This is a genomic window from Vibrio sp. Isolate33, assembly GCF_022397895.1.
In the GTDB taxonomy this organism is placed as follows: Bacteria; Pseudomonadota; Gammaproteobacteria; order Enterobacterales; family Vibrionaceae; genus Vibrio; species Vibrio pomeroyi.
On the sequence record NZ_JAKEUP010000014.1, the window covers coordinates 42,011 to 62,689 of the forward strand.

The 20,679-nt window shown below is 43.6% G+C and carries 16 protein-coding genes; 6 read left to right on the forward strand and 10 right to left on the reverse strand.

Annotation, left to right across the window (positions count from 1 at the left end; all coding sequences use genetic code 11):
* Positions 1-398: 398 nt before the first annotated feature.
* The 3 genes from L1D37_RS17760 to fabV all read left to right on the forward strand — a co-directional run bounded on the left by L1D37_RS17760 (position 399) and on the right by fabV (position 4,779).
* Positions 399-1,028, forward strand: coding sequence for a TetR/AcrR family transcriptional regulator (locus L1D37_RS17760; RefSeq protein WP_017631427.1), 630 nt, complete (start codon positions 399-401; stop codon positions 1,026-1,028).
* Between the two features lie 55 nt (positions 1,029-1,083).
* Positions 1,084-3,366 (forward strand): acyl-CoA dehydrogenase, encoded by a 2,283-nt coding sequence (locus tag L1D37_RS17765; protein ID WP_239848636.1) that lies wholly within the window; start codon positions 1,084-1,086, stop codon positions 3,364-3,366.
* Between the two features lie 210 nt (positions 3,367-3,576).
* Complete coding sequence (gene fabV, locus L1D37_RS17770; RefSeq protein WP_048664789.1) at positions 3,577-4,779, forward strand: enoyl-ACP reductase FabV; 1,203 nt, start codon at positions 3,577-3,579, stop codon at positions 4,777-4,779.
* 276 nt (positions 4,780-5,055) lie between these two features.
* Here the strand turns inward: fabV and L1D37_RS17775 are convergent, their stop codons facing one another.
* Together L1D37_RS17775 and L1D37_RS17780 are read right to left on the reverse strand one after the other, a co-directional pair.
* Positions 5,056-6,738, reverse strand: coding sequence for an aspartate:alanine antiporter (locus L1D37_RS17775; protein WP_017630384.1), 1,683 nt, complete (start codon positions 6,736-6,738; stop codon positions 5,056-5,058).
* Positions 6,739-6,987: 249 nt separating this feature from the next.
* Complete coding sequence (locus L1D37_RS17780) at positions 6,988-7,251, reverse strand: GrxA family glutaredoxin (RefSeq protein ID WP_009847069.1); 264 nt, start codon at positions 7,249-7,251, stop codon at positions 6,988-6,990.
* A gap of 580 nt (positions 7,252-7,831) precedes the next feature.
* On the opposite strand from L1D37_RS17780, the gene L1D37_RS17785 reads away from it, so the two are divergent.
* Positions 7,832-9,124 (forward strand): iron-containing alcohol dehydrogenase, encoded by a 1,293-nt coding sequence (locus L1D37_RS17785; protein ID WP_239848637.1) that lies wholly within the window; start codon positions 7,832-7,834, stop codon positions 9,122-9,124.
* A gap of 128 nt (positions 9,125-9,252) precedes the next feature.
* Here the strand turns inward: L1D37_RS17785 and L1D37_RS17790 are convergent, their stop codons facing one another.
* The 5 genes from L1D37_RS17790 to L1D37_RS17810 form a co-directional block, all read right to left on the reverse strand.
* A complete protein-coding gene (locus tag L1D37_RS17790; RefSeq protein WP_004734686.1) occupies positions 9,253-10,107 on the reverse strand; it encodes a MurR/RpiR family transcriptional regulator in 855 nt (284 codons plus the stop codon).
* Positions 10,108-10,466: 359 nt separating this feature from the next.
* A complete protein-coding gene (gene panP, locus L1D37_RS17795) occupies positions 10,467-12,110 on the reverse strand; it encodes a pyridoxal-dependent aspartate 1-decarboxylase PanP (protein ID WP_017630381.1) in 1,644 nt (547 codons plus the stop codon).
* 118 nt (positions 12,111-12,228) lie between these two features.
* Positions 12,229-12,756 carry a hypothetical protein gene (locus L1D37_RS17800; RefSeq protein ID WP_146492362.1) on the reverse strand — a complete coding sequence of 176 codons (528 nt, stop codon included), beginning with the start codon at positions 12,754-12,756 and terminating at the stop codon, positions 12,229-12,231.
* 174 nt (positions 12,757-12,930) lie between these two features.
* Positions 12,931-13,836: a lysine exporter LysO family protein gene (locus L1D37_RS17805; RefSeq protein ID WP_176681525.1), complete on the reverse strand. Its 906-nt coding sequence runs from the start codon at positions 13,834-13,836 to the stop codon at positions 12,931-12,933.
* Between the two features lie 38 nt (positions 13,837-13,874).
* A complete protein-coding gene (locus tag L1D37_RS17810; protein ID WP_176681524.1) occupies positions 13,875-14,795 on the reverse strand; it encodes an HDOD domain-containing protein in 921 nt (306 codons plus the stop codon).
* A 357-nt stretch (positions 14,796-15,152) separates the two neighbouring features.
* Here L1D37_RS17810 and L1D37_RS17815 point away from each other — a divergent pair, with 357 nt between their 5' ends.
* Positions 15,153-15,734 carry a TfoX/Sxy family DNA transformation protein gene (locus L1D37_RS17815; RefSeq protein ID WP_019822603.1) on the forward strand — a complete coding sequence of 194 codons (582 nt, stop codon included), beginning with the start codon at positions 15,153-15,155 and terminating at the stop codon, positions 15,732-15,734.
* 146 nt (positions 15,735-15,880) lie between these two features.
* Here L1D37_RS17815 and L1D37_RS17820 read toward each other — a convergent pair whose 3' ends face one another.
* From L1D37_RS17820 to L1D37_RS17830, 3 genes are all read right to left on the reverse strand, one after another.
* Positions 15,881-16,423, reverse strand: a complete 543-nt coding sequence (locus tag L1D37_RS17820) for a hypothetical protein (protein WP_060467931.1) — start codon at positions 16,421-16,423, stop codon at positions 15,881-15,883.
* A 297-nt stretch (positions 16,424-16,720) separates the two neighbouring features.
* A complete protein-coding gene (locus tag L1D37_RS17825) occupies positions 16,721-17,218 on the reverse strand; it encodes a response regulator (RefSeq protein WP_239848640.1) in 498 nt (165 codons plus the stop codon).
* Complete coding sequence (locus tag L1D37_RS17830) at positions 17,211-19,154, reverse strand: ATP-binding protein (RefSeq protein ID WP_239848641.1); 1,944 nt, start codon at positions 19,152-19,154, stop codon at positions 17,211-17,213. The genes L1D37_RS17825 and L1D37_RS17830 overlap by 8 nt, the downstream gene beginning before the upstream one ends.
* Positions 19,155-19,337: 183 nt before the next feature.
* Here L1D37_RS17830 and L1D37_RS17835 point away from each other — a divergent pair, with 183 nt between their 5' ends.
* Positions 19,338-20,600 carry a DUF945 family protein gene (locus L1D37_RS17835; protein WP_239848642.1) on the forward strand — a complete coding sequence of 421 codons (1,263 nt, stop codon included), beginning with the start codon at positions 19,338-19,340 and terminating at the stop codon, positions 20,598-20,600.
* The last annotated feature ends 79 nt before the right edge of the window (positions 20,601-20,679 follow it).

Consider the following 20,679-nt stretch of genomic DNA (forward strand, 5'->3'; position numbering starts at 1 on the left):
CGTGTTCTTGCTGAATGATTACTATTGGATATGCTGATACTTGAGCATTAAAAAAACGCAAAAAAAAAGCCCAAACCAACGTGGTTTGGGCGGATACAAGTATAGGAGTTAATAAGGAAAATGCAGTAATTAAGAAAGCAGGGAGAACAACAAGTTTGACGGCCTGTTAAACTTCTAAATACTCTGTTTTCTACATAATTTATGACCCTCCTTTTCAATTTCAGTTCCCAGAAAATTCATTAATTTTTCCTTTTTTTGTAAACACACGTCGATTCAATCGGTTAGTGCAGACTTTTATTAACTGGTACGACCAATTTGTGAAAATGTGATGTTGCTTGCTTGTTAAATAAATGTACTAAGCGTATATTTCAAACAGTTGTTTAATACGAGTGATTGAAATGGCACCAAGAAGTACAACCAAAGACAAAATCTTAGATGTGGCTGAAGGCTTATTTGCTGAGCACGGTTTTAATGACACCTCTTTACGCACTATTACGGGTAAAGCCAATGTCAATCTTGCTTCAGTGAACTACCACTTTGGCGATAAGAAGACTCTGGTTCGTGCCGTATTAAATCGATACTTAGAAGCATTTATGCCAGCACTGCAAGACGCTTTAGTGAACTTAAACTTGAACGAAACGTATTCTATGAGTGACGTGTTTGAGTCTTTAAGACAACCACTAAGAGCACTTAACGATGTAAGGCCAAATGGTACGAGCCGATTTATGTTACTCATCGGTCGAGGCTATACGGATGTGCAAGGTCACTTGCGTTGGTTCATTACAACTCGCTACAGCGAAGTACTGACTCTGTTTACCAGTTCAGTAATGAAAGCCAACCCTAACCTCACTCAAGAACAGTTATTTTGGCGATTGCACTTCACCCTAGGGACTTGTGTTTTCACCATGGCTTCCAGTCAGGCTCTCGTTGAAATTGCAGAGAATGATTACGGTAAGCGAATAGATGCCAAAGCAGTGGTCGATATTCTTATTCCATACTTGGCCGCTGGCATGTCAGCAGAAGAATAAAACAATAAAAAGCGAAACATTCACAACCAAAATAGTGAACAAAAGGATCTGAACTATGAGCTCTCTAAGACAAAAATGGGTAAGTGACCCAGCTTTTAAACTCTTTAAAAAAGTACTACCACCACTATCTAGCACCGAGAAAGAAGCGATGGAAGCCGGTAGTGTTTGGTGGGACGGAGAGCTGTTTTCTGGTAAACCAGATTTCACTAAGCTGCACCAATATCCAAAACCTCAGCTGACAGCAGAAGAGCAATCGTTCATGGATAATGAACTTGAAACTTTGCTTGCTATGCTTGATGACCACCAAATCGTAAAAGAAGACCGAGACCTTCCTGAAGAGGTTTGGAACTTCTTGCGTAAAGAACGTTTCTTCTCGCTAATTATTGCGAAAGAGTACGGCGGTCGTGAATTTTCAGCACACGCGAACTCGACTATCGTAACTAAGATTGCGACTCGCAGTATCAGTACTGCGGTTTCTGTCATGGTTCCAAATTCTCTTGGTCCTGGTGAGCTACTGTCTCATTACGGTACTCAAGATCAAAAAGACTATTGGCTACCTCGTCTTGCTGACGGTACAGATATCCCATGTTTCGCCTTAACAGGCCCTGAAGCGGGTTCTGATGCGGGTGGTATCCCTGATGTCGGCACTGTGTGTATGGGCATGCACGAAGGCAAAGAGACACTAGGCATCAAGCTTAACTGGAACAAGCGTTACATTACGCTGGCACCAGTGGCGACTGTACTTGGTTTGGCTTTTAAACTGCACGATCCAGAGAAACTGCTTGGCGACAAAGAAGACATCGGTATCACTTGTGCGCTAATCCCTGCTGACCACGAAGGTGTTGTGATTGGTGAGCGTCATGATCCACTTGGCCTTGCATTTATGAACGGTCCAACACGCGGTCATGATGTATTCATCCCTATGGAATGGTTAATCGGTGGTGCAGATTACGCAGGTAAAGGCTGGCGTATGCTGGTGGAATGTCTTTCTGCAGGTCGTGGTATTTCACTACCAGCACTAGGTACAGCAATGGGCCACTTAACTGCGAGAACAACTGGCGCATACGCTTATGTTCGTAAGCAGTTCGGTATGTCGATTGGTAAGTTCGAAGGTGTTGCTGAGAGCCTTGGCCGTATTGGTGGTTTAACGTATCTACTAGAAGCCACTCGTACGCTGACAACTACTTCACTCGATATGAAAGAGAAACCGGGTATCGTAACGGCTATCGCGAAGTACCACATGACAGAGATGGCGCGTACGATTCTGAATGATTCAATGGATATCCACTCAGGTCGCGCAATTCAAGATGGCCCAATGAACTACTTGGCTGCGCCTTACCTAGGTATTCCCGTTGCTATCACAGTAGAAGGTGCGAACATCCTGACTCGTAACTTGATGATCTTCGGTCAAGGTGCGACACGCTGTCACCCATACGTGCTAAGCGAAATGGAAGCGGCGGCAAACCCAGACGAGAAGCAAGGTGCGAAGGACTTCGATAACTTGTTGTTCAAGCATATCGGTCACGCGACTAAGAACACATTTGGTGCATTCGGTGCGGCATTAACAGGCTCTAAGTTCATTAAAGCGGATATGAGCGGCCCAACGAAGCCGTACTACCAAGACCTGACTCGTTTGAGCCGTGCGCTTGCGGTAAGTGCGGACTTCGCAATGCTTACATTAGGCGGCGAACTGAAACGTAAAGAGCTTATCTCTGCACGCTTAGGTGATGGTCTAAGTTATCTATACATGGCATCTGCTGCACTTAAGAAGTATGAAGACGAAGGTCGTCAACAAGCTGACCTAGACTACGTACATTATGCGGTTCAACATTGTTTCCATAACGCGGCGAAATCTCTACAAGAAGCGTATAGAAACTTCCCGAACAAGATGGTTGGTAAAGTACTTAAAGGTCTCGTTTTCCCGGTAGGTAACCACTTTGAAAAACCAAGTGATAACCTAACAGTACAACTGGCTGAAAGCTTGATGACTCCGGGTGCACACCGTGAACGTCTAACTCACCTTTGCTATATCGGTAAAGAAGAAGAGGATAGCGTTGGTCTGATGGAGAACGCGTTCAATGCGATGTACAGCATTAAGCCTCTTGAGCGTAAGATCTTCAAAGCGGTGAAAGAGGGCAAAGTGGCTCGTAAAGGCTTGCTACAAGATAAACTTGCTCAAGCACTGGCGGCAGACGTTCTTACTCAAGACGAAGTTGACCAAATCATTGCAGCAGACAAACTTCGCTACGCAGCGATTCAAGTTGACCACTTCAGTCATGACTATAGTGAAACTTTGACGCGAAAAGAGTTAAAACCTAAGCTAAATAGCGTTGCTTAGATAAAGAAATGACAAAAGGCACCTAATAAGGTGCCTTTTTTTGTTTTTGTCGTAGAAGTCGCAATAGACGCGTTAACAAATGGTGGCTTAGTCAGCAAATATTCACTGAGTGCTCCAACCACTTGCATTTTCACCACATTTTTACAGAAATTAGATGCCATTTGCGTACGAAACTTTTATCCTTAACCTGATTTTTTAAGGAAGTTGAATATGATCATCAAACCTCGAATTCGCGGATTCATCTGTACTACAACACATCCAGTCGGTTGTGAAGCTAATGTAAAAGAACAAATTGCTTACACAAAAGCTCAAGGCCCAATCGCAAACGCACCTAAACGTGTACTAGTTGTTGGCTCTTCAAGTGGCTACGGCTTGTCTTCACGTATTGCGGCTGCATTTGGTGGCGGCGCTTCAACTATCGGTGTTTTCTTCGAGAAAGCCGGTACTGAGAAAAAGCCGGGTACAGCTGGCTTCTACAACTCAGCAGCGTTCGACAAGCTAGCTAAAGAAGAAGGCCTGTATTCAAAAAGCCTGAACGGCGATGCTTTCTCTAACGAAGCGAAACAGAAAACAATTGATCTGATCAAAGAAGATCTAGGTCAAATCGATATGGTTGTGTACTCACTGGCGTCTCCAGTGCGAAAAATGCCGGAGACTGGCGAAGTGATTCGTTCAGCTCTAAAACCTATCGGCGAAACGTACACATCAACAGCGGTTGATACCAACAAAGACACTATCATCGAAGCAAGTGTTGAGCCTGCATCTGAAGAAGAAATCAAAGACACTGTTACAGTAATGGGCGGTGAAGATTGGGAACTTTGGATCAACGCTCTTTCTGAAGCGGGTGTTCTAGCTGACGGTTGTAAAACTGTTGCTTACAGCTACATCGGTACTGAACTAACGTGGCCAATCTACTGGGATGGCGCGCTAGGTAAAGCTAAGATGGATCTAGACCGTGCAGCATCAGCGCTGAACGAGAAACTAGGCCAAACTGGCGGTACTGCAAACGTTGCTGTTCTTAAGTCTGTTGTGACTCAAGCAAGCTCTGCAATCCCTGTTATGCCTCTTTACATCGCTATGGTGTTCAAGAAGATGCGTGAAGAAGGTATTCACGAAGGTTGTATGGAACAGATCTTCCGTATGTTCAGCCAACGTCTATACAAAGAAGACGGCAGCGCTCCAGAAGTAGATGAAGTGAACCGTCTACGTCTAGATGATCTTGAGCTTCGTGAAGACATCCAAGATCACTGTCGTAACCTATGGCCTCAAATCACAACTGAGAACCTAAAAGAACTGACTGACTACGTAGAGTACAAAGAAGAGTTCTTGAAGCTATTTGGTTTCGGTGTTGAAGGTGTTGATTACGAAGCTGACGTTAACCCAGCTGTTGAATTTGATGTAGCTGACATCTAATTCAACTTATCGAATCTAAACGAAATAGGCGCTCATTGAGCGCCTATTTTTTTGTCTGCTATTTGATTAAAGAGATTAAGAGCAGATACGGGATTCGAGTGGCGAGATGCGAAAAGATTTAAGAGCGGATACGGGTATCGAGATACGAAGAGAGTAAGAGCAGGTGCGGGGAAGGAGGCTGAAGCGCTTAGAACAGGCCATAAAAAATGCACTAACCCAAAGATGAATTAGTGCATCCGAAATATCTAAGCTTGGCTGCTTTTAATGCAGTAGACGCTAGCTAATGATGATGATGAAAGTACCTGCTAAGGTCATCAATATGTTTGCTATTGCGTAGGTGCCAGCATAACCCAGAGCTGGGATTGTTGAGCGAGCATGGTCATTTACGATGTCCATTGCCGGAGCACAGGTTCGCGCACCTATGATCGCACCAAACAATAGAGCTCGGTTCATCTTCAACACATAAGCACCAACCAAGTAAGCGAAGAATACCGGCAGCACACTCACCACCAGAGCAATACCAATGACCTGTGGGCCAACTTGGGTTAAGTGCTCAAATATCTTTCCACCGGCGCTTAAGCCGATACCGACCATGAAGAACATCAAACCGAGGTCTTTGACCATGTTCAACGCACCCTGAGGTACGTAACCGAAAGTAGGGTGGTTCGCTCGTAAGAAGCCCAGCATGATGCCTGATAGAAGAAGGCCAACCGCGTTACCTAGTCCAAACGACACCTGACCGAATGTCATGGTGATCAAACCAAACAAAATACCCAGAATGAAGAAGCTACAGAAAGCCATCAAATCGGCCATTTGACTATGGATCGAGATGAAACCAATTTTCTCTGCTAGGCCGTGAACACGACTCTTTTCGCCACTCACCTGCAGTACATCACCCTTTGAAAGCACGATGTTTAAGTCCATCGGCATTTCAATTTGAGCACGTACTACGCGGTTAAGGAAACAGCCATATTCAGACAGGTTTAAGTCTGACAGGCGCTTACCTGCGATGCTGTCACTTTTAACGACGATCTCTTCTTCCACGATACGTAGATCGAGAAGGTTACGGTCGAAAACCTCTTTACCGTTACGGAAGCTTGGGTCAAGACGCGCGTGACTGTCTGGGAAACCAACCAGTGCGATTTCGTCACCTTCTTGCAGAATTGCATCACCATCTGGGTGGGCAAGAATACCATTACGGCGAATACGCTCGATGTAACAGCCTGTTTGGCGATAGATACCCAATTCACGTAGGTTCTTACCGTCAGTCCAAGAGATAAGCTCAGGTCCCACACGATAGGCGCGAATGATAGGAAGATAAACTTTACGCTGGCCAGAAGCACCTAAACCACGCTCTTGAGCAATCTGCTCAGCCGAGTCGTGTAGGTTTACTTTTTGCAGCTTTGGAATCAGGCGAGCGAACATGATCATGCTGATTAAGCCAACCAAGTAAGCCATCGCGTAACCGACCGAAAGGTTTTCGATAATCAGGCTCAAGTCCATGTTTCTTGGTACTTCAGCAAGCCCAGAATTAAGAGCATCTTGCGCACCTACCAAGATAGGTGTTGCGGTAAGCGCGCCTGCCATCATGCCGGCAGATAAGCCGAAGCCTAGCCCGAGGTAATGGCTGCTGAAATAGGTTAAGGCAATCGCGGTAGAAAGTACCACAAGGCTTAGAATGAGGTAGTGCTTACCGTCTCTGAAAAAGATACCGAAGAAGTTTGGACCCGCTTCAATACCAACACAGTAGATAAACAGCATGAAGCCAATGGTGAGTGCATCTGCATTAAAAGAAAAGCCAAGATGTCCCATAACGAGGGAAGTAATCAGAACACCGATTGAATTGCCGAGTTGGAGACTACCGAAACGAATTTTACCAATGGCTAATCCAATCGATAAAACAACAAAGATGAGGAGAATGGGGTTTTGTTCTAACAGAAAAACAACGTCGATATTCACAGTGGTCGCTCAATAATTGGCGTGAAACACAGGGTAAGTTTGAGAGGTGAATTGTATCTAAATATAAATAAATTATAAGCGATATTTTGCTATTTTACTTGATTTTGACCTTATTCTTATTCCGTACGAAAACTGGTCATAAAAAAGCCCGCTACAGTGAGCGGGCTTTCTATAAACTGTACAGCCTAACGGTAAAATTGGTCAGCTGTTTAAGGCTATAGCCTTGGATCTCTTGAGAGAAATCTTAGCTTAGTCGAAAAGACCTAGGTTTTCTTTTGCGTATGCTTCAAATTCTGTGCAGCCGCCGATGTGGTCTTGATCGATGAAGATTTGTGGAACTGTGTCTACTGGCTTACCCACTGTCTTCTCTAGGTCAGCTTTGCTGATGCCTTCAGCGTGAATGTCAACGTAACGGTAGTTGAAGTCATCACGTTTAGCTTTAAGAGTTTCAGCATGCTCTTTTGCACGAACACAGAATGGGCAAGCAGGGCGACCAAAAATAACTACAAACATTTAATTTCTCCTAAATACGGGATGAGGCTCGTTAACTCATTTATGTTAACTATTCTTTTATGAATGCCACTCAAAATTTCTTAAAACCAACTATGCCTCAATGCCATGGGGAAATAAAGATGGAATTGCCTCTTAATACAATAGGTTTTGCCTATCAGAGCAAATAATGGTCACAAAAAGGATCCGTGATGATTTCTGATGGGTATCTAGGTTGAGTATCCATAATTTAAGAGTGTGAATTACCCCTAAGAATGGGACTTTAATCCATCTTTAATGCGACAAGTTGCACCTCGTCAAAAAACGTACTCATAGAACGAGGCATCTTAATACTGATGCGCGGGAAAGTAGCGAAATTGAAAAGAGGCGGCGTGGCGTAAATGTACGGACCGCTACCATGTTTTGTATTATTTATTAGCCATATGTCGTTTTCAGCATGCTCTTACCCTCGCTACGAAATCTGCCAGTTACAAAGGCAAGAAACGAAGACTAGTTACAAATACAAGAAAAAACGAGCTACAAAGTCCACATTCCAAAAACCAAGAGTTCGCAGTTTTGTTTGGTCATAGGCGCAGGAGGCACCATGTTTCAATTTATGACATCTACAAAGATCATCTTTGGTGATGGAGCGCTTTCCGCTTCATTGTCTCTCTTTAACCAATACGGCTACAGCGTGCTATTGGTGACTGGCAATACATTAGAGCGCACGTCAATTGTCACCGACTACCTCGATGCTCAGGGTATGCGCTATCAACACATCGCGGTCTCGGGTGAGCCCAATATCAAAATGGTCGAAGAGGCGGCAATATCTGCGCGACGGTTTAAGCCCGATATGGTTGTTTCCATGGGAGGAGGTAGTGCGATCGATATGGGGAAAGCGCTAGCTGCTGTTTTACCTAACCAAGGCAACTTATACGACTATGTCGAAGTTGTCGGACGTAATGTTCCTCTTAAAACCAAACCGCTTCCATTCATCGCGATCCCTACCACGGCCAGCACAGGCGCAGAGGTGACTAAAAACGCGGTGCTTAAATCAGGGCAAGACCAAGTTAAGATCAGCCTTAGAAGTCCAGATATGTTGGCTGACGTTGCGATTGTCGATCCAACCTTAACTCATGGCACCAACTTATATTTGTCAGGGCGCGGTGCGATGGATGCCTTCACTCATCTGATGGAGGCTTATGTTTGCGGTGAACCTAACCCGCTCACTGATATGGTCTGTGAAGAGGGGCTGCGTAAGTTGAGCGATTCTGTAGTACAAGCATGTGTATATGATGAACCTCAAGCTCGTTCTGACTTGGCCTTCGCATCTATGCTGGGCGGGATGGCGATAACCAATGCCAAGCTTGGAGCTGCACATGGTTTAGCCTCTGCATTGGGTGGCAAGATTTCAGCACCACACAGTGTGATTACCGCGCGCTTAGCCCCGTTCGTGATGTTGGAAAACATTGCTGTTGCGAGAGAACAGCAAAGAGCCGACATCTTAGTGCGCTACCAACGAATTGCTCAGATAGTGACAAATAACTCCGAGGCGACAGAAGAAGAGGCGATAACTTGGCTATCTGAAGTGCTGGATACGTTAAAGCTTCCAAGTCTACTAGAGTTTGGTGTCTGTGAAGCTCAATTTGATGAAGTGTCTACCGATGCGCTTAAGTCGGTTGCGATAAAAGGAAACCCCTTGCCACTGAACCAAGACCGTTTAATTCATATTCTGCAGAAGGTTTGCGAGAAGTGTGATTGTGGTGAGAGCAGAGATGCAGGGGCTTTGAAGCACCAAGATGAAGAGTCATCAGTGGTCGAATCAAGCTTTACGATCATTAACTCTTACGCGTCAGAAAATAGTGTGGTGGAGAAGGGTAACAGTTGGACTATTTAACGGCCTTAGACCTGTTCGCTGCATTAAGCATTTAAAAAAGACAAACAAAAACGGAGCACTAGGCTCCGTTTTTTAATCGCTATCTTTTTGTTTGTATCCTGGCGGCTCTTTGTTTGAACCTTAGAGGATTAGAACTGAGAGTATTTCTCGTAACGTGAATCACGAAGAGACTCTTTAACGCGCTTCAGGTTCTCTCTGAAACCAGAACCGCGACGCAGTGTAAAGCCTGTCGCTAACACATCAATAACCGTCATTTGAACAACACGGCTTGCCATTGGCATATAAACGTCAGTGTCTTCCGGTACATCCAATGAGATAGAAAGCGAGCTTGCTTTATCTAGTGGAGAGTCTTTCGCTGTAATAGCGATAACCGTTGCACCGTTTTCACGCGCTAGGTTTGCAATCTCAACTTGGCTCTTAGTGCGACCAGTATGAGAGATAAGAACGATAACGTCGTTATCACTGCAGTTAATGCAGCTCATTCGTTGCATCACGATGTCTTCGAAACAAGTGATTGGGATATTAAAACGAATAAACTTGTTTTGAGCGTCTTTTGCTACGGCAGAAGAGGCACCCAGTCCGAAGAAAGAAATGCGTTTTGCTTGAGTCAGCAAGTCAACCGCACGGTTTACTTGCATCGCATCAAGACTGTTTTTAGCAACGTCTAGACATGCCATAGTCGATTCGAAAATCTTATGCGTGTAAGCATCTGGGCCATCGTCTTCTTCAACATTACGGTTCACGTAAGGTGTACCGTTCGCCAAGCTTTGAGCTAGGTGAAGTTTGAAGTCAGGGAAGCCCTTTGTGTCTAAACGACGACAGAAGCGGTTAACTGTAGGCTCACTTACGTCAGCCATCTTAGCTAAGGTAGCAATGCTAGAATGGATTGCAGTTTGAGGGGAAGCCATGATTACTTCGGCTACCTTACGCTCAGACTTGCTGAAATTTTCCAGGTTTTTTTGTATTTTTTCTAATGTATTCATAGTGTTCACAAGGGTATAGAGAACAACTTGCCAGTTAATATCTTTTACCAGGGGGTATGGTTAAAACAAATATCAATAATCACAAGACCAAACTTAAATTCAGTATCGTAAATACTGCTGCTTCAAATAGATATCAAGCTAACTAGCACCATAGAGTCAGTATAAACCCAACATACTATTTACTAATACAAAAACACGGCATGAATGCTTAAGAATATGACAAACCTCAACAAAATTTTAGAAAAGTACAGAATTGGAAGAGGGTTTGAGCAAAAAGAATGCAAATTGAGTATGAACTGACAGCTTAGTTACATCAAAAAGAAAGAAATTTTCAATTTGATGCAACTAAAATTGAATGGTTATGCGTTGATTTGCGTAACCAACTTGGTGATTTTACCCATCAAGTTAGGCGCTAGTTTAGAGATTTCGCGTTGTTCTTCAAGCACTGAAGAAAGAATCTCATTACCCGTTAGTGGGTTAGCTAACACGACGCGGAAAACAATGATTGGTTGGTGTGCCCAAGCTTCAGGATTTAAACGAGTTCGTGACACAAAAGATTTGCCGGTTTCACGCTGCTTCTTCTGAATAAACTTAGTAAGTTCGTTAAGTAACTCGTTCAGCTGTACGCGTTGTTCAGGCTCCGCTTTAAGCAGCGCAGCTTTAACTGATTCAGGTACATAGCGGTATGTCAGCAGGCAAAGCTCTGGCTCTGATACCAACTCAAAATCGCTTTGCTGTTTAATAAGGTCGGCAAAGTAACGTGCCTTATTGATGCTTTGGTCGATCAGCAGCTCATAACCTGGGCGGCTAATGATGTGCATAGCAGCGTAAACCAACATCGCCATGCCTGAACGTGAGCCTTCTAATGTATGGCTGCCTAAGTCTTTAGAACCTTTACGTAGGATGTATTGAGCGTGATGTTCAATCGCTGTCATCGCATCTGGCTTCTTAAACAGAACCATGCCTGCGCCCATAGGGATGTAAAGCTGTTTATGCGCATCGATGGTGACAGAGTCAGCCAACTCGATACCATCAAGCAGATGACGATGATTGTTAGACATCAAGGTCGCACCGCCCCAAGCAGCATCCACATGGAAGTGACAATCTGATTCAGCACACACCTCAGCAATATCTTTAAGTGGGTCGATATTGCCAGTTTCGGTCGTACCAGCCACACCGATCACGGCGAAAGGCTTAATCTTGTTTTGCTTGAGTTGCTCAATCTTGAGCCTTAGATCGTCAGTGCAAATGCGGTTGTCGTTATCCGTTTTGACTGATACCAAACCTTCTTGACCAATGCCAAGCACATCAGCAGCTTTCTTAAGAGAGTAGTGACCACGTTCAGAGACTAAGATGGCAAGGCCTTCATAGTCGTAGTGCTTCATAGCTTTGAATAAGCCTTCTTTCTCTACACCTTTGAACGAACCTTGTGCTTTCAGTGCATTGTTACGTGCAACCCAAAGCGCCGTAATGTTCGCGATGGTACCGCCAGAACAAAACGCACCCAAAGAGTGGTTTGCACTGTGCATCCAACGAGAATAGAACTGGTCGTTATCTTGATAGATCAAGCGATGTAGCATGCCTAGAACTTGGCGCTCTAGGGGAGTGAAAGCTTTGGAGGTCTCAATTTTTACTAGGTTCTGATTCAGCGCAATCATGATTTTAGAAAGCGGCATCAGGAAGTACGGCAACGCAGACGTCATGTGACCAATAAAACTTGGCGAAGACGTATGTACCGAATGAGACACGAGCGAATCAAGGAGATGCTCAGTATGTTCAGAAACAAACTCAGGCTGCTCTGGGATATGAGCATTTGAAAAATCTTTCTCAATTTCACGCAGCGGCTTTTCTTCAGCCACAATATGTTCACGTAAGAATTGATTCAGGTTTCGTGAAAGTTTGTCTTCAATTTGAGTGAGTGTTGAATCTGGGCCTTCCGGTACCGTGAAGATACGTAGAAGACTGTCGAAGCTAACATCTGCTGTTTTTTGTTCCGTAACCATAGCAAGCGAGTTATTTTTCTAATATTGACGCGAGCGGGACAATCTAAACGAAAACGGGAACAATGTCCCGTCTTAATTATGAAATCCAACTTCTCAAAAAAGCATATTAAATGAGTGGTTATTTACACTTAATCGCTTCAAGTTTAGCAATCGACTGGTTGTAGCGTTGAAGCGCTGTGTCGATTTGCTTAGGGTGGCTAAGCAGTTCTGCAAACGCTGAACGTAGCTCGTAGTTTTGAGCATGAGGCTTTGATTGGCGGTCGTCGAACGTGGTTTTTGCTACTTTACCTAGTTCGTCATCGCGCTGTGAAAGCGTCTTAATGTCGTGTTGCTCCAGCTGTAGCCAACCTTCAACAGGCTGCTCTGTAGCCACTTTGCTTGAGTCGTTTACTAGGTAGTAGTGAACGGCTGCACGATTTAGCTCAAAGTGGTGCTTACGACCTTCTAGGAACCACTCACTTACTTCTGTTAGCTCTGGGTATTGCTCAGAAGTTAATGCAGCAAGGTCAGTATACCAACCTAAAGAAGCGTCGATGTACGCATCATATTTTTTTGCTTGGCACTGGTTTGTCTCAGACATTGAATCTGCTGCAAAAGAGAAAGTAGAAGTTGTAGCTAGCAGTAATGCGACGCAAAGGCGTTTCATAGTGGTTCCTTTTGTAAGTTTATTCTTTTTATAACTTTGTCGTTACAGGTTACCGTGATCGTTATTTGTTGAGCAATGACACTTAGTGTCTTTTTATTTCGGTAACTGTATCGGTGTCCTGGGCATTGGTATTCGAGATGCATTCTAATCTAAAACAAACGCTATTCCTGCGATCTAGTTAGCAAGAGATACAAAGAACAGCATCAAAATAGGCACGAGCAGACTCAATATAAAGCCACTGACAATCGCGATAGGGACACATCGAACGCCACCTGTTGTTTGAATCACAGGCAAGGTGAAGTCCATTGCTGTCGCACCTGCATAGCCAATAGAGGTGCATGGATAGCTGCGGATAAGTACTGGGATCAGCACTAATGCTACTAATTCTCTCAGCAGTTCTAGCATGAATGAAGCTCCGCCATAAACTGGGCCGAACGCGTCACCCATTAAGATACCGGCGAGAGAGTACCAGCCAAATCCAGAAGACATAGCTAAAGCTTTGAACAGTGGAATATCAAGTAGGTAAGCCGCGATAACGCCGCCTAACATTGAGGTGATGATGATTGTCACCGCGATGACCATGCCGTGTTTATTGAGCAAAATCTGTCGAAGTGTTAATCCACTATTACGTAGTTGAATGCCAATAAAGAACAGCAGCACAAACAGAATCCATTCACTTGCCGTATCTACCCAGTCAAGGCCGATAGGCAGCACTAAACCTGCAATAAGGCCAGAACCTACCACTAAAATCAGTTTGGCAGACTCCATCGCCATAGATGAGAGGGGAAGCTTCTTCTTACTGCTGTCCGTTTTGAGTGGCAGCAACTTATCAATCGCGGGAAGCGCCATTAGGTTACAGACGCTTAAGCAGACAAAGAAAGTGACGGTATAAAGAAGTATTGTCTGCAGGTTGCTGCCAAGGTTATCTAGTGCCGCTAAGCTAAGGCCCATTAAGGCCAAAATCACGTAGATTAAGCGCGATGTTGAGCGGTTGATAAATTCGAGCGTTTGAGCGTTTGAAATAGAAAACAGATACCCCACGACCAGCGGAGCAAATATAAAGATCATCCCTGTAAACATGCTTTCCCCATTGCATTTACTTCATATATAACGGTGACTTAGAAGCCGCTAGCGTTGATAACGTCGTTTAGCTTTGCATTAAAATCATGTTTACTCAAGTTGCTTAACTTATAAAGTACTTCTGCACCCGTCACGTTCAATTCAACTTCGTGATCATCGATGTTCTCGTCCTTGTTTCTGAACATCAGTAGGTGGTTAGCGATTCGTGCAATATCTAAGTAAGACACTTCACGTTCTTCTTGCTTGTTGATGGTGTTGCTGCACACGTCAATGAAGTCGCTGTCGAAGCCCCAACGATCAAGAACCAATTTACTGGTTGCAGAACATTGGCCTTGGAAGATTTGCAGGGCAATGTCGTGATCTAGGTAGTTGCCGTTTTCGAGATAGAGGTGGTATTCGCTAACCAAACAGAACAAACCGATATCAGCGAGTAGTCCTACAAGCAATGACTTTTCATGTTCAAGGTAGCGGTATTCAATAGGGGAGAGCTCTTTGAAGCCGTTGGTCACCAAGACCATAGTGGCGCCCAGCTCTTTGGATACAGAAGCACTCTGAACCAACAGTTGATTACACTCTTTGCTCAGATTAACGGAATGCTTGAGTTGCTCAATAGCTTGAGCTGTAACGATGTCACGCACGCGTAATATGCCAAGACGCGATACCGCCGTCATAATATCGACACACGTAATGTTGCGTCGGTTAAAGACCACGGAATTAGCAACACGAATCACGATAGCCGTTAGGCCTGGGTCTTCGAGTAAGCACTCGGCAACTTCGGCAATTCCTGTGGATTCAAGGGTACACAGCTTTTGAATTTTCAGTACAACGTTGGGGATAGGAGGAAGTGTTATTTTTCCCGCTGAGATAGAATGTCCAACCAGTTGGGCAAACTCTGATTCTAGACCCTTTAAGAGAAGAGCCTTATTTTGTGGTAGCCAGAAAAACGATAAATGATTCATATAAAAAGTAAAAACATGTATGTCCTGCCATTTTACAAGCCGCGATGCTGCGAGGCAATACTCATCGGACAACATAAGCTTTAATAATTTGAACCGGTGTATCACCAAGCGTCAAAATTCAATCATAGTTTGATACTTTACTGTGATGTCAATCATGAAAATCCGGAATACACAATTGATTGATGTGAACTAAGTCCAGACTTATTTTTCTTTTCGAAGTATCATTTGTTTAAAGGTGAAAAACGCAATCATAATATTCACCTAAAGAATAAAAAATAGATTTAAAATTTTTCGCATAAAAAGCTGCTTGTCTGGTGATCAACCTAATCGGGGTAATTTGATTAAGGATCAACGGATATGACCGAGACAGCATTTATTAATTACGTGAATCAATTTGGTGAGCATCAAAAACGTTCTATGTTCGGAGGTATTGGCCTCTTTCAAAATGACGCTATGTTCGCTTTATTGAGTGAAGGTTGTTTATTCATTAGAGGTGGAAAGTCATTAGATAAAAAACTGACCGATCTTGATTGTGAAAAGTATCGTCATGTGAAAAAACAGACAACAGCAACCGTAAATTACTACGATATTACTGACCTGTTTACATGCGAACATCCTGAATTGGATAGCATTATTCGTACTTCAATCGATAATTCAATTCAGCAACGCAGCTTCAAGAAATCATCAGCAAGCCGTAGATTAAGAGATCTGCCAAACATGCAGCTTACACTAGAGCGCATGGTTAAGAAGGCTGGTGTGGATGATGTTTCAATGTTTATGCAGTTGGGCGCGCCTGAAGTGTTTAATAAGGTTCGCAAAGCGTACGGAAACGATGTTGACCTAAAACTACTTTGGAAATTTGCGGGCGCAATTGATGGTATTCACTGGAAACTATTACAAGAGCCACGCAAGCAGCAATTATTAAAGAGCTGCCACTAAAGAAGTCTTCCTTATATGCTTAAGATTACTGTTAATAAATAAAAACCGAGGAATATCCTCGGTTTTTTTGTTTCTGTCTTAGTCGCATTTCTTAAAAGATTAAGTATGAAAAGACTAAGTGCTCATGGGAGCTGGCTCGTTAAGTTTTAGAACTTGAAACGAGTAGTGAACATTAGCTGGTCACCGTAGAAGTCGTTGATACGAGCTTCAGCACCGATAGAGAATAGCTCTGTAGAGTGGAAACGTGCGTAAACTGAACCTGTCCAATCATCGTTATCATCGATAGAAACGTAACCACCTTTACCACCAACTTCTAGTTGTGGACCAAGCCATTGGCGAACACCAACGTTGATTTCCATACCGATATCAGTAGAGCTTGAGTTTTCAGGTTGAACGATACGCGCTAGCATTTCACCTGTTAGATCAGCCCAGTTGTTGATTGGAGCGTGGAAACCAAGACCTACAGCAGAGTCGTAATCGCCTTCAAATTCTGAATCGATACGCGCTACAGCGTGAGCGTTCGGGTGGATTGACTTACTGAACGCACCACCAAATGTAACTGGGCTAGCACCGATACGTGCTTCGAAGTAATCGTAGCTGAAGTTGCTCATTACTTGTGGTTGTTCATCGACAGCTAGCGCTTGACTAGAAGCCAATAGCATAGCGGTAGTAAGTAGTATTTTGCGCATAACGACCGTAAACCTTTATTAGTGTTAATTCCTTTGGTTTGAGAAAAATCAGGCAAACCATAAACATTGAGACAGTTTAATCTAACTCACGGAAAAGTAATCCATTAAAATGTAAATCCTTACTCATTTAGTTAAAAAATAAGCAAATTAAGGTTCAGTCTGTAACTGAGATCTCATGTTTTGGGGCGAATAAGAAAAAGAGACGAACGAATTATTCAAGATTTATATGTATTTGATCGATTCTTATATCGGATAACGCTTTTCTCATTGCCTTTTAAACGCTACTCATCGTTAGCGCTAATCACCAAAGCTTGTTCGTTTGTCTGCCATCGAAGTAAGGATGCGTTCGGTGTCTAAAATGGCTGTCCAGTTAAGTAGTTGTTTGTCGTTGGCAATAACATAGTCGGTGAGCTGCTGAGTAATGGTGTCTCTGAGTTGATCGCCTTGCCAAGGTTTAGATATATAAAAGTCGAGAGCCGCGTTATTAATGGCGGTGACCGTATCTTCCAAGCCAGCTTGTCCGGTGAGCAGCAGTTTGCGTGTAGGTTTAGTCGAGTCTTGCTGATTAAGCTCGATAAGAAAATCGATGCCGGTTTTTTCTGGCATGATGTGGTCACACAAGATCAAAGCGAGCTTGATACCATCTTGTCCCATTTCTTTAATCACTTGATTCGCTTCATCAACCGATTCAGCCCCTTCAACGATAAAGTTTTCTTCAAATACTGCTAAATCTTGAAGCACACTGTTGAGAACTTCAGGTTCATCATCGACACATAAAATTAGGTACTTATTCATGAGGTGCTCCTTCTTGTTTGAATGGAAGCCATACTTGCATGTGAGTATGGCTGCCTACCTCAGACTCCACCAAAATAAACCCTTGATGAGCCGAAACGATTTGTTGAGAAATGGACAACCCAATTCCTAAACCAAAGTTGCCTTCTTTTTTGGTGGTGAAGTTTGGGTTGAAAATAGTGTTGATGTCTTCTTTGGCGATACCATGGCCGGTGTCTGATATTTGCACCACCAGAAAAACGTCTTCACCTTTAGTTTCTTGAGAGGTGGTGATAGAGACTTTGCCTCGCCCCGAAAGAGCATCAAGTGCATTCGAGAGAAGGTTGGTCCACACTTGTTGAAGTGCAAGCGACTGGCACAGTAAAGGCGGTAAATCAGTGTCGTAGTGCTTTTCGAGTTGGTGATGCTTCAGTCTGTTTTCAAAGATCACTAAGGTATCTTCAAGCCCTTCATGAATATCCGCGTAGTGACGTACTTCTTCATCTTCTCGGGCATAGCTTTTTAGGCTTTTGACCATATCGGCAATACGTTTACTACACACTTTGATTGAGCGGATAGAGTTCCCGACATAATGATAATGCTCTAAGTCGTTGAGCAGCTCTTTGCCTGCGACAGGGGAATCTTTTAAGGTATCTAAGACAGCAGCGTCTTGGCTTAAGTTGAGCCTCACTGCTTTTTTGGCCAGAGCACGATCATCGATGGTCGATGTGAGGTGTTTTACTAGCTGTCTTTCCTGCGCTGTGGACAGTGGTTTCGCTAGTTTTGAATGCGCTAATACGTCAGTCCCTTTGTTTGATTCAGGGAGTGACGAGTTCTCAAGTATCTGGTCTAGATGCTCAGATAGAGTTTCAATACTACGCAATATAGCGGCAATAGGATTATTCAGTTCGTGAGCAACGCCTGCGACCAGTTGACCCAACATCGCCATCTTCTCTTTTTCGATCAATTGCTGGTGGGCAGATTCCAGTGACTCGAGTGTTTGTTGCAGCTTGATTTTATTGGTGATACTTCGCTGTAATCGTCGATTGAAGTGACGCAGCAATAGATTGGTAAATAGAGGAAGTAGGGTATTGTTGGAATGCATTACCTGGGCAAAGCTGTCTTTATCAAGCTTAATCACTCGCGTTTGGGTAAGAGTGATTCCAGTAGAGAACGAAGGTTCGCCTGTCACAAATGACATCCCACCAACAATGTTCCCTTTTGAGTGGCGCACTACCTCTCTTTGTTGTCCCAATTCATCCTTTTTATAGAGTGCCACTTCGCCTTCAATGATTAACCATAAGAAGCGATTGTCTTCACCTTCAACCGTTAACAAATGTTCTGGTGAGTAATCACGAATCGCTTTGGACTTATCATCTTTAGAGAAGACTTCCTGCAAGGCACTGACGACACGCTCGGCAAGGGCATTATCAGAAAGCTGATGGTAGTCATGAATGAATCCAGATTGGAACGATTGAATCTTTTGTTCGATGTGTGCTCTGAGTAAACGCTGCTGGTCGAGTGCGTCGCTGTAAGACAACAGGTTTTCAGAGTCGTATTGAATAACAAAAGACGTCAGCTCTTTTTGTGCTGACTTGAAGAGCACCTGATCTTGAACCGGTTTGGTTAAGCAGTGGTTGAGTCTACCTTCGTTTACTGCCGTCAGGATCGATTGAATGTCTGACGAGGCGCTGACCAAGATGGTTCTTGCGGTATTACTATGAGGAAGCTGTTCAAGTTCAATCAGAAACTGCACGCCATTAAACTCAGAATGATGATGAGTGATTACCAAGGCAACGGTCTGGTGATGATCATGGATATCTTCTAATGCGTGGTGCGCGTCTTCTATGTTCTCGGCAGTATAAATGTCGAATACGCAAGATAACGGAGCGAGCTCCGAGCGTATTCTTTCAATGCTAACCGGATTATTGTCCAAACAAATAACAGCGTATTGATTCACGGCTTTACCTTAGTAGTAGCGACGCTTCTAGCCTATCAAGAAGTCTTCAATAAGGATGAGAGCTAGCCGTTAATTTGTTGAGGGAATTGAAGTATCGAGCAATAGACTGATTTAACTCAATGTTTCTTGTTTGCGACTGATGGGTTAGACTAAAAAAAACAGACACGTGTAGAAAGAGAACTCATGGAACAGTTAAGAAAAATTGGCGCAATCGGCGGAGCAATCTCATTGGCACTTTGTTGGCCACTAGCGGTTGGGCAAATTGGACAAAACGCGATTACTGATGGCGTTGCAAAGCTTAACAATTCAAGCATTCAAGCTGAAATCGTCGAGTACGATAGAGGTTACTTGTCTTCTAATGTCACCACTCGTGTAACAGTGACCGATGAAAGCCTGAGAGAGCAACTCGCGATTGATGGCTTACCCAGTGAGTTTGTCATTAATAGTGCGGTTAGCCACGGTTTAGTAAGCTTAAACGCGCTATCAACATTTGAGAACGCTGACATTCTGCCTCTTACTCTGACTACCAGCACGGAACTAAACGGCAACACGGATTTCAACTTCGAGTTAAGCCAGTTCAATCATCAAGGTTCTGATGAGAATGGTACTTCGGTGTCTATCACGAAATCGAACCTGTCTGGCCACGCGACTGTGTTAGGTCAAGTGGATTACGAACTTTCTATCCCTTCGGTTCAAATTGACTTTGAAACGGGTGAAGAGGTAACACTGTCTAACCTGAAAGGCGTTGGCTCAGGCCAGCAAGCGAAAGGTTACTGGTTAGGTACACAGAACTTTACGATCGACAGCTTCTTGGTTACAGATTCAACAATGCAACCATTCATGACGATCGAAAACTCTAAGTATGATTTTGAATCACACCTAGACGAAGCGACTAAGCGCCTGCGCAGTAACCTTAAACTGGATATCGCAAACATCGAAACCAACGAAGGCCAACTGAATAACCTAAACGTCGATTTTGAAATGTCGAAACTGGACAGCCAATCGTTTGAGAAGATCTTTGAGATCTACCAATCGAATCCAGTTATGACTCAAGAAGACGTTGCTGAGATCATTCCATTCATCGACGTATTGTTTGCTAAAGGTTTCGACCTTTCAATGAACAACATGTCGTTAGAATTGGGCAAGGGGCAGTTTGAATCTAAATGGTTGGTGAGCGTGCCTGAAGGTACAGAAAACATCAGCAGCAACCCTTCAATGATTGTTCCTGCACTGACTGGTAATGTTCATTCTAGTTTCTCAAATGAGTTGGTTGAAGAATACCCATTCATTCGCGAAGGCATCGATGAATTGATCGTGATGGAAATGATCAAAGAAACCGAAAGTGGTTATGAAATCAGTGCTGACCTAGAAAATGGAAACCTAGTGTTTGAAAATGGACAAGAAATTCCATTAATCGCGCTACTTATGCCTGCTTTTGTTCAATAAACAGAGCAAAGGTTAATACTGATAGGGTGATTTAGCGTATTAAGTTTAAACATTTTATACGGTACAAAACAAAAGAGGT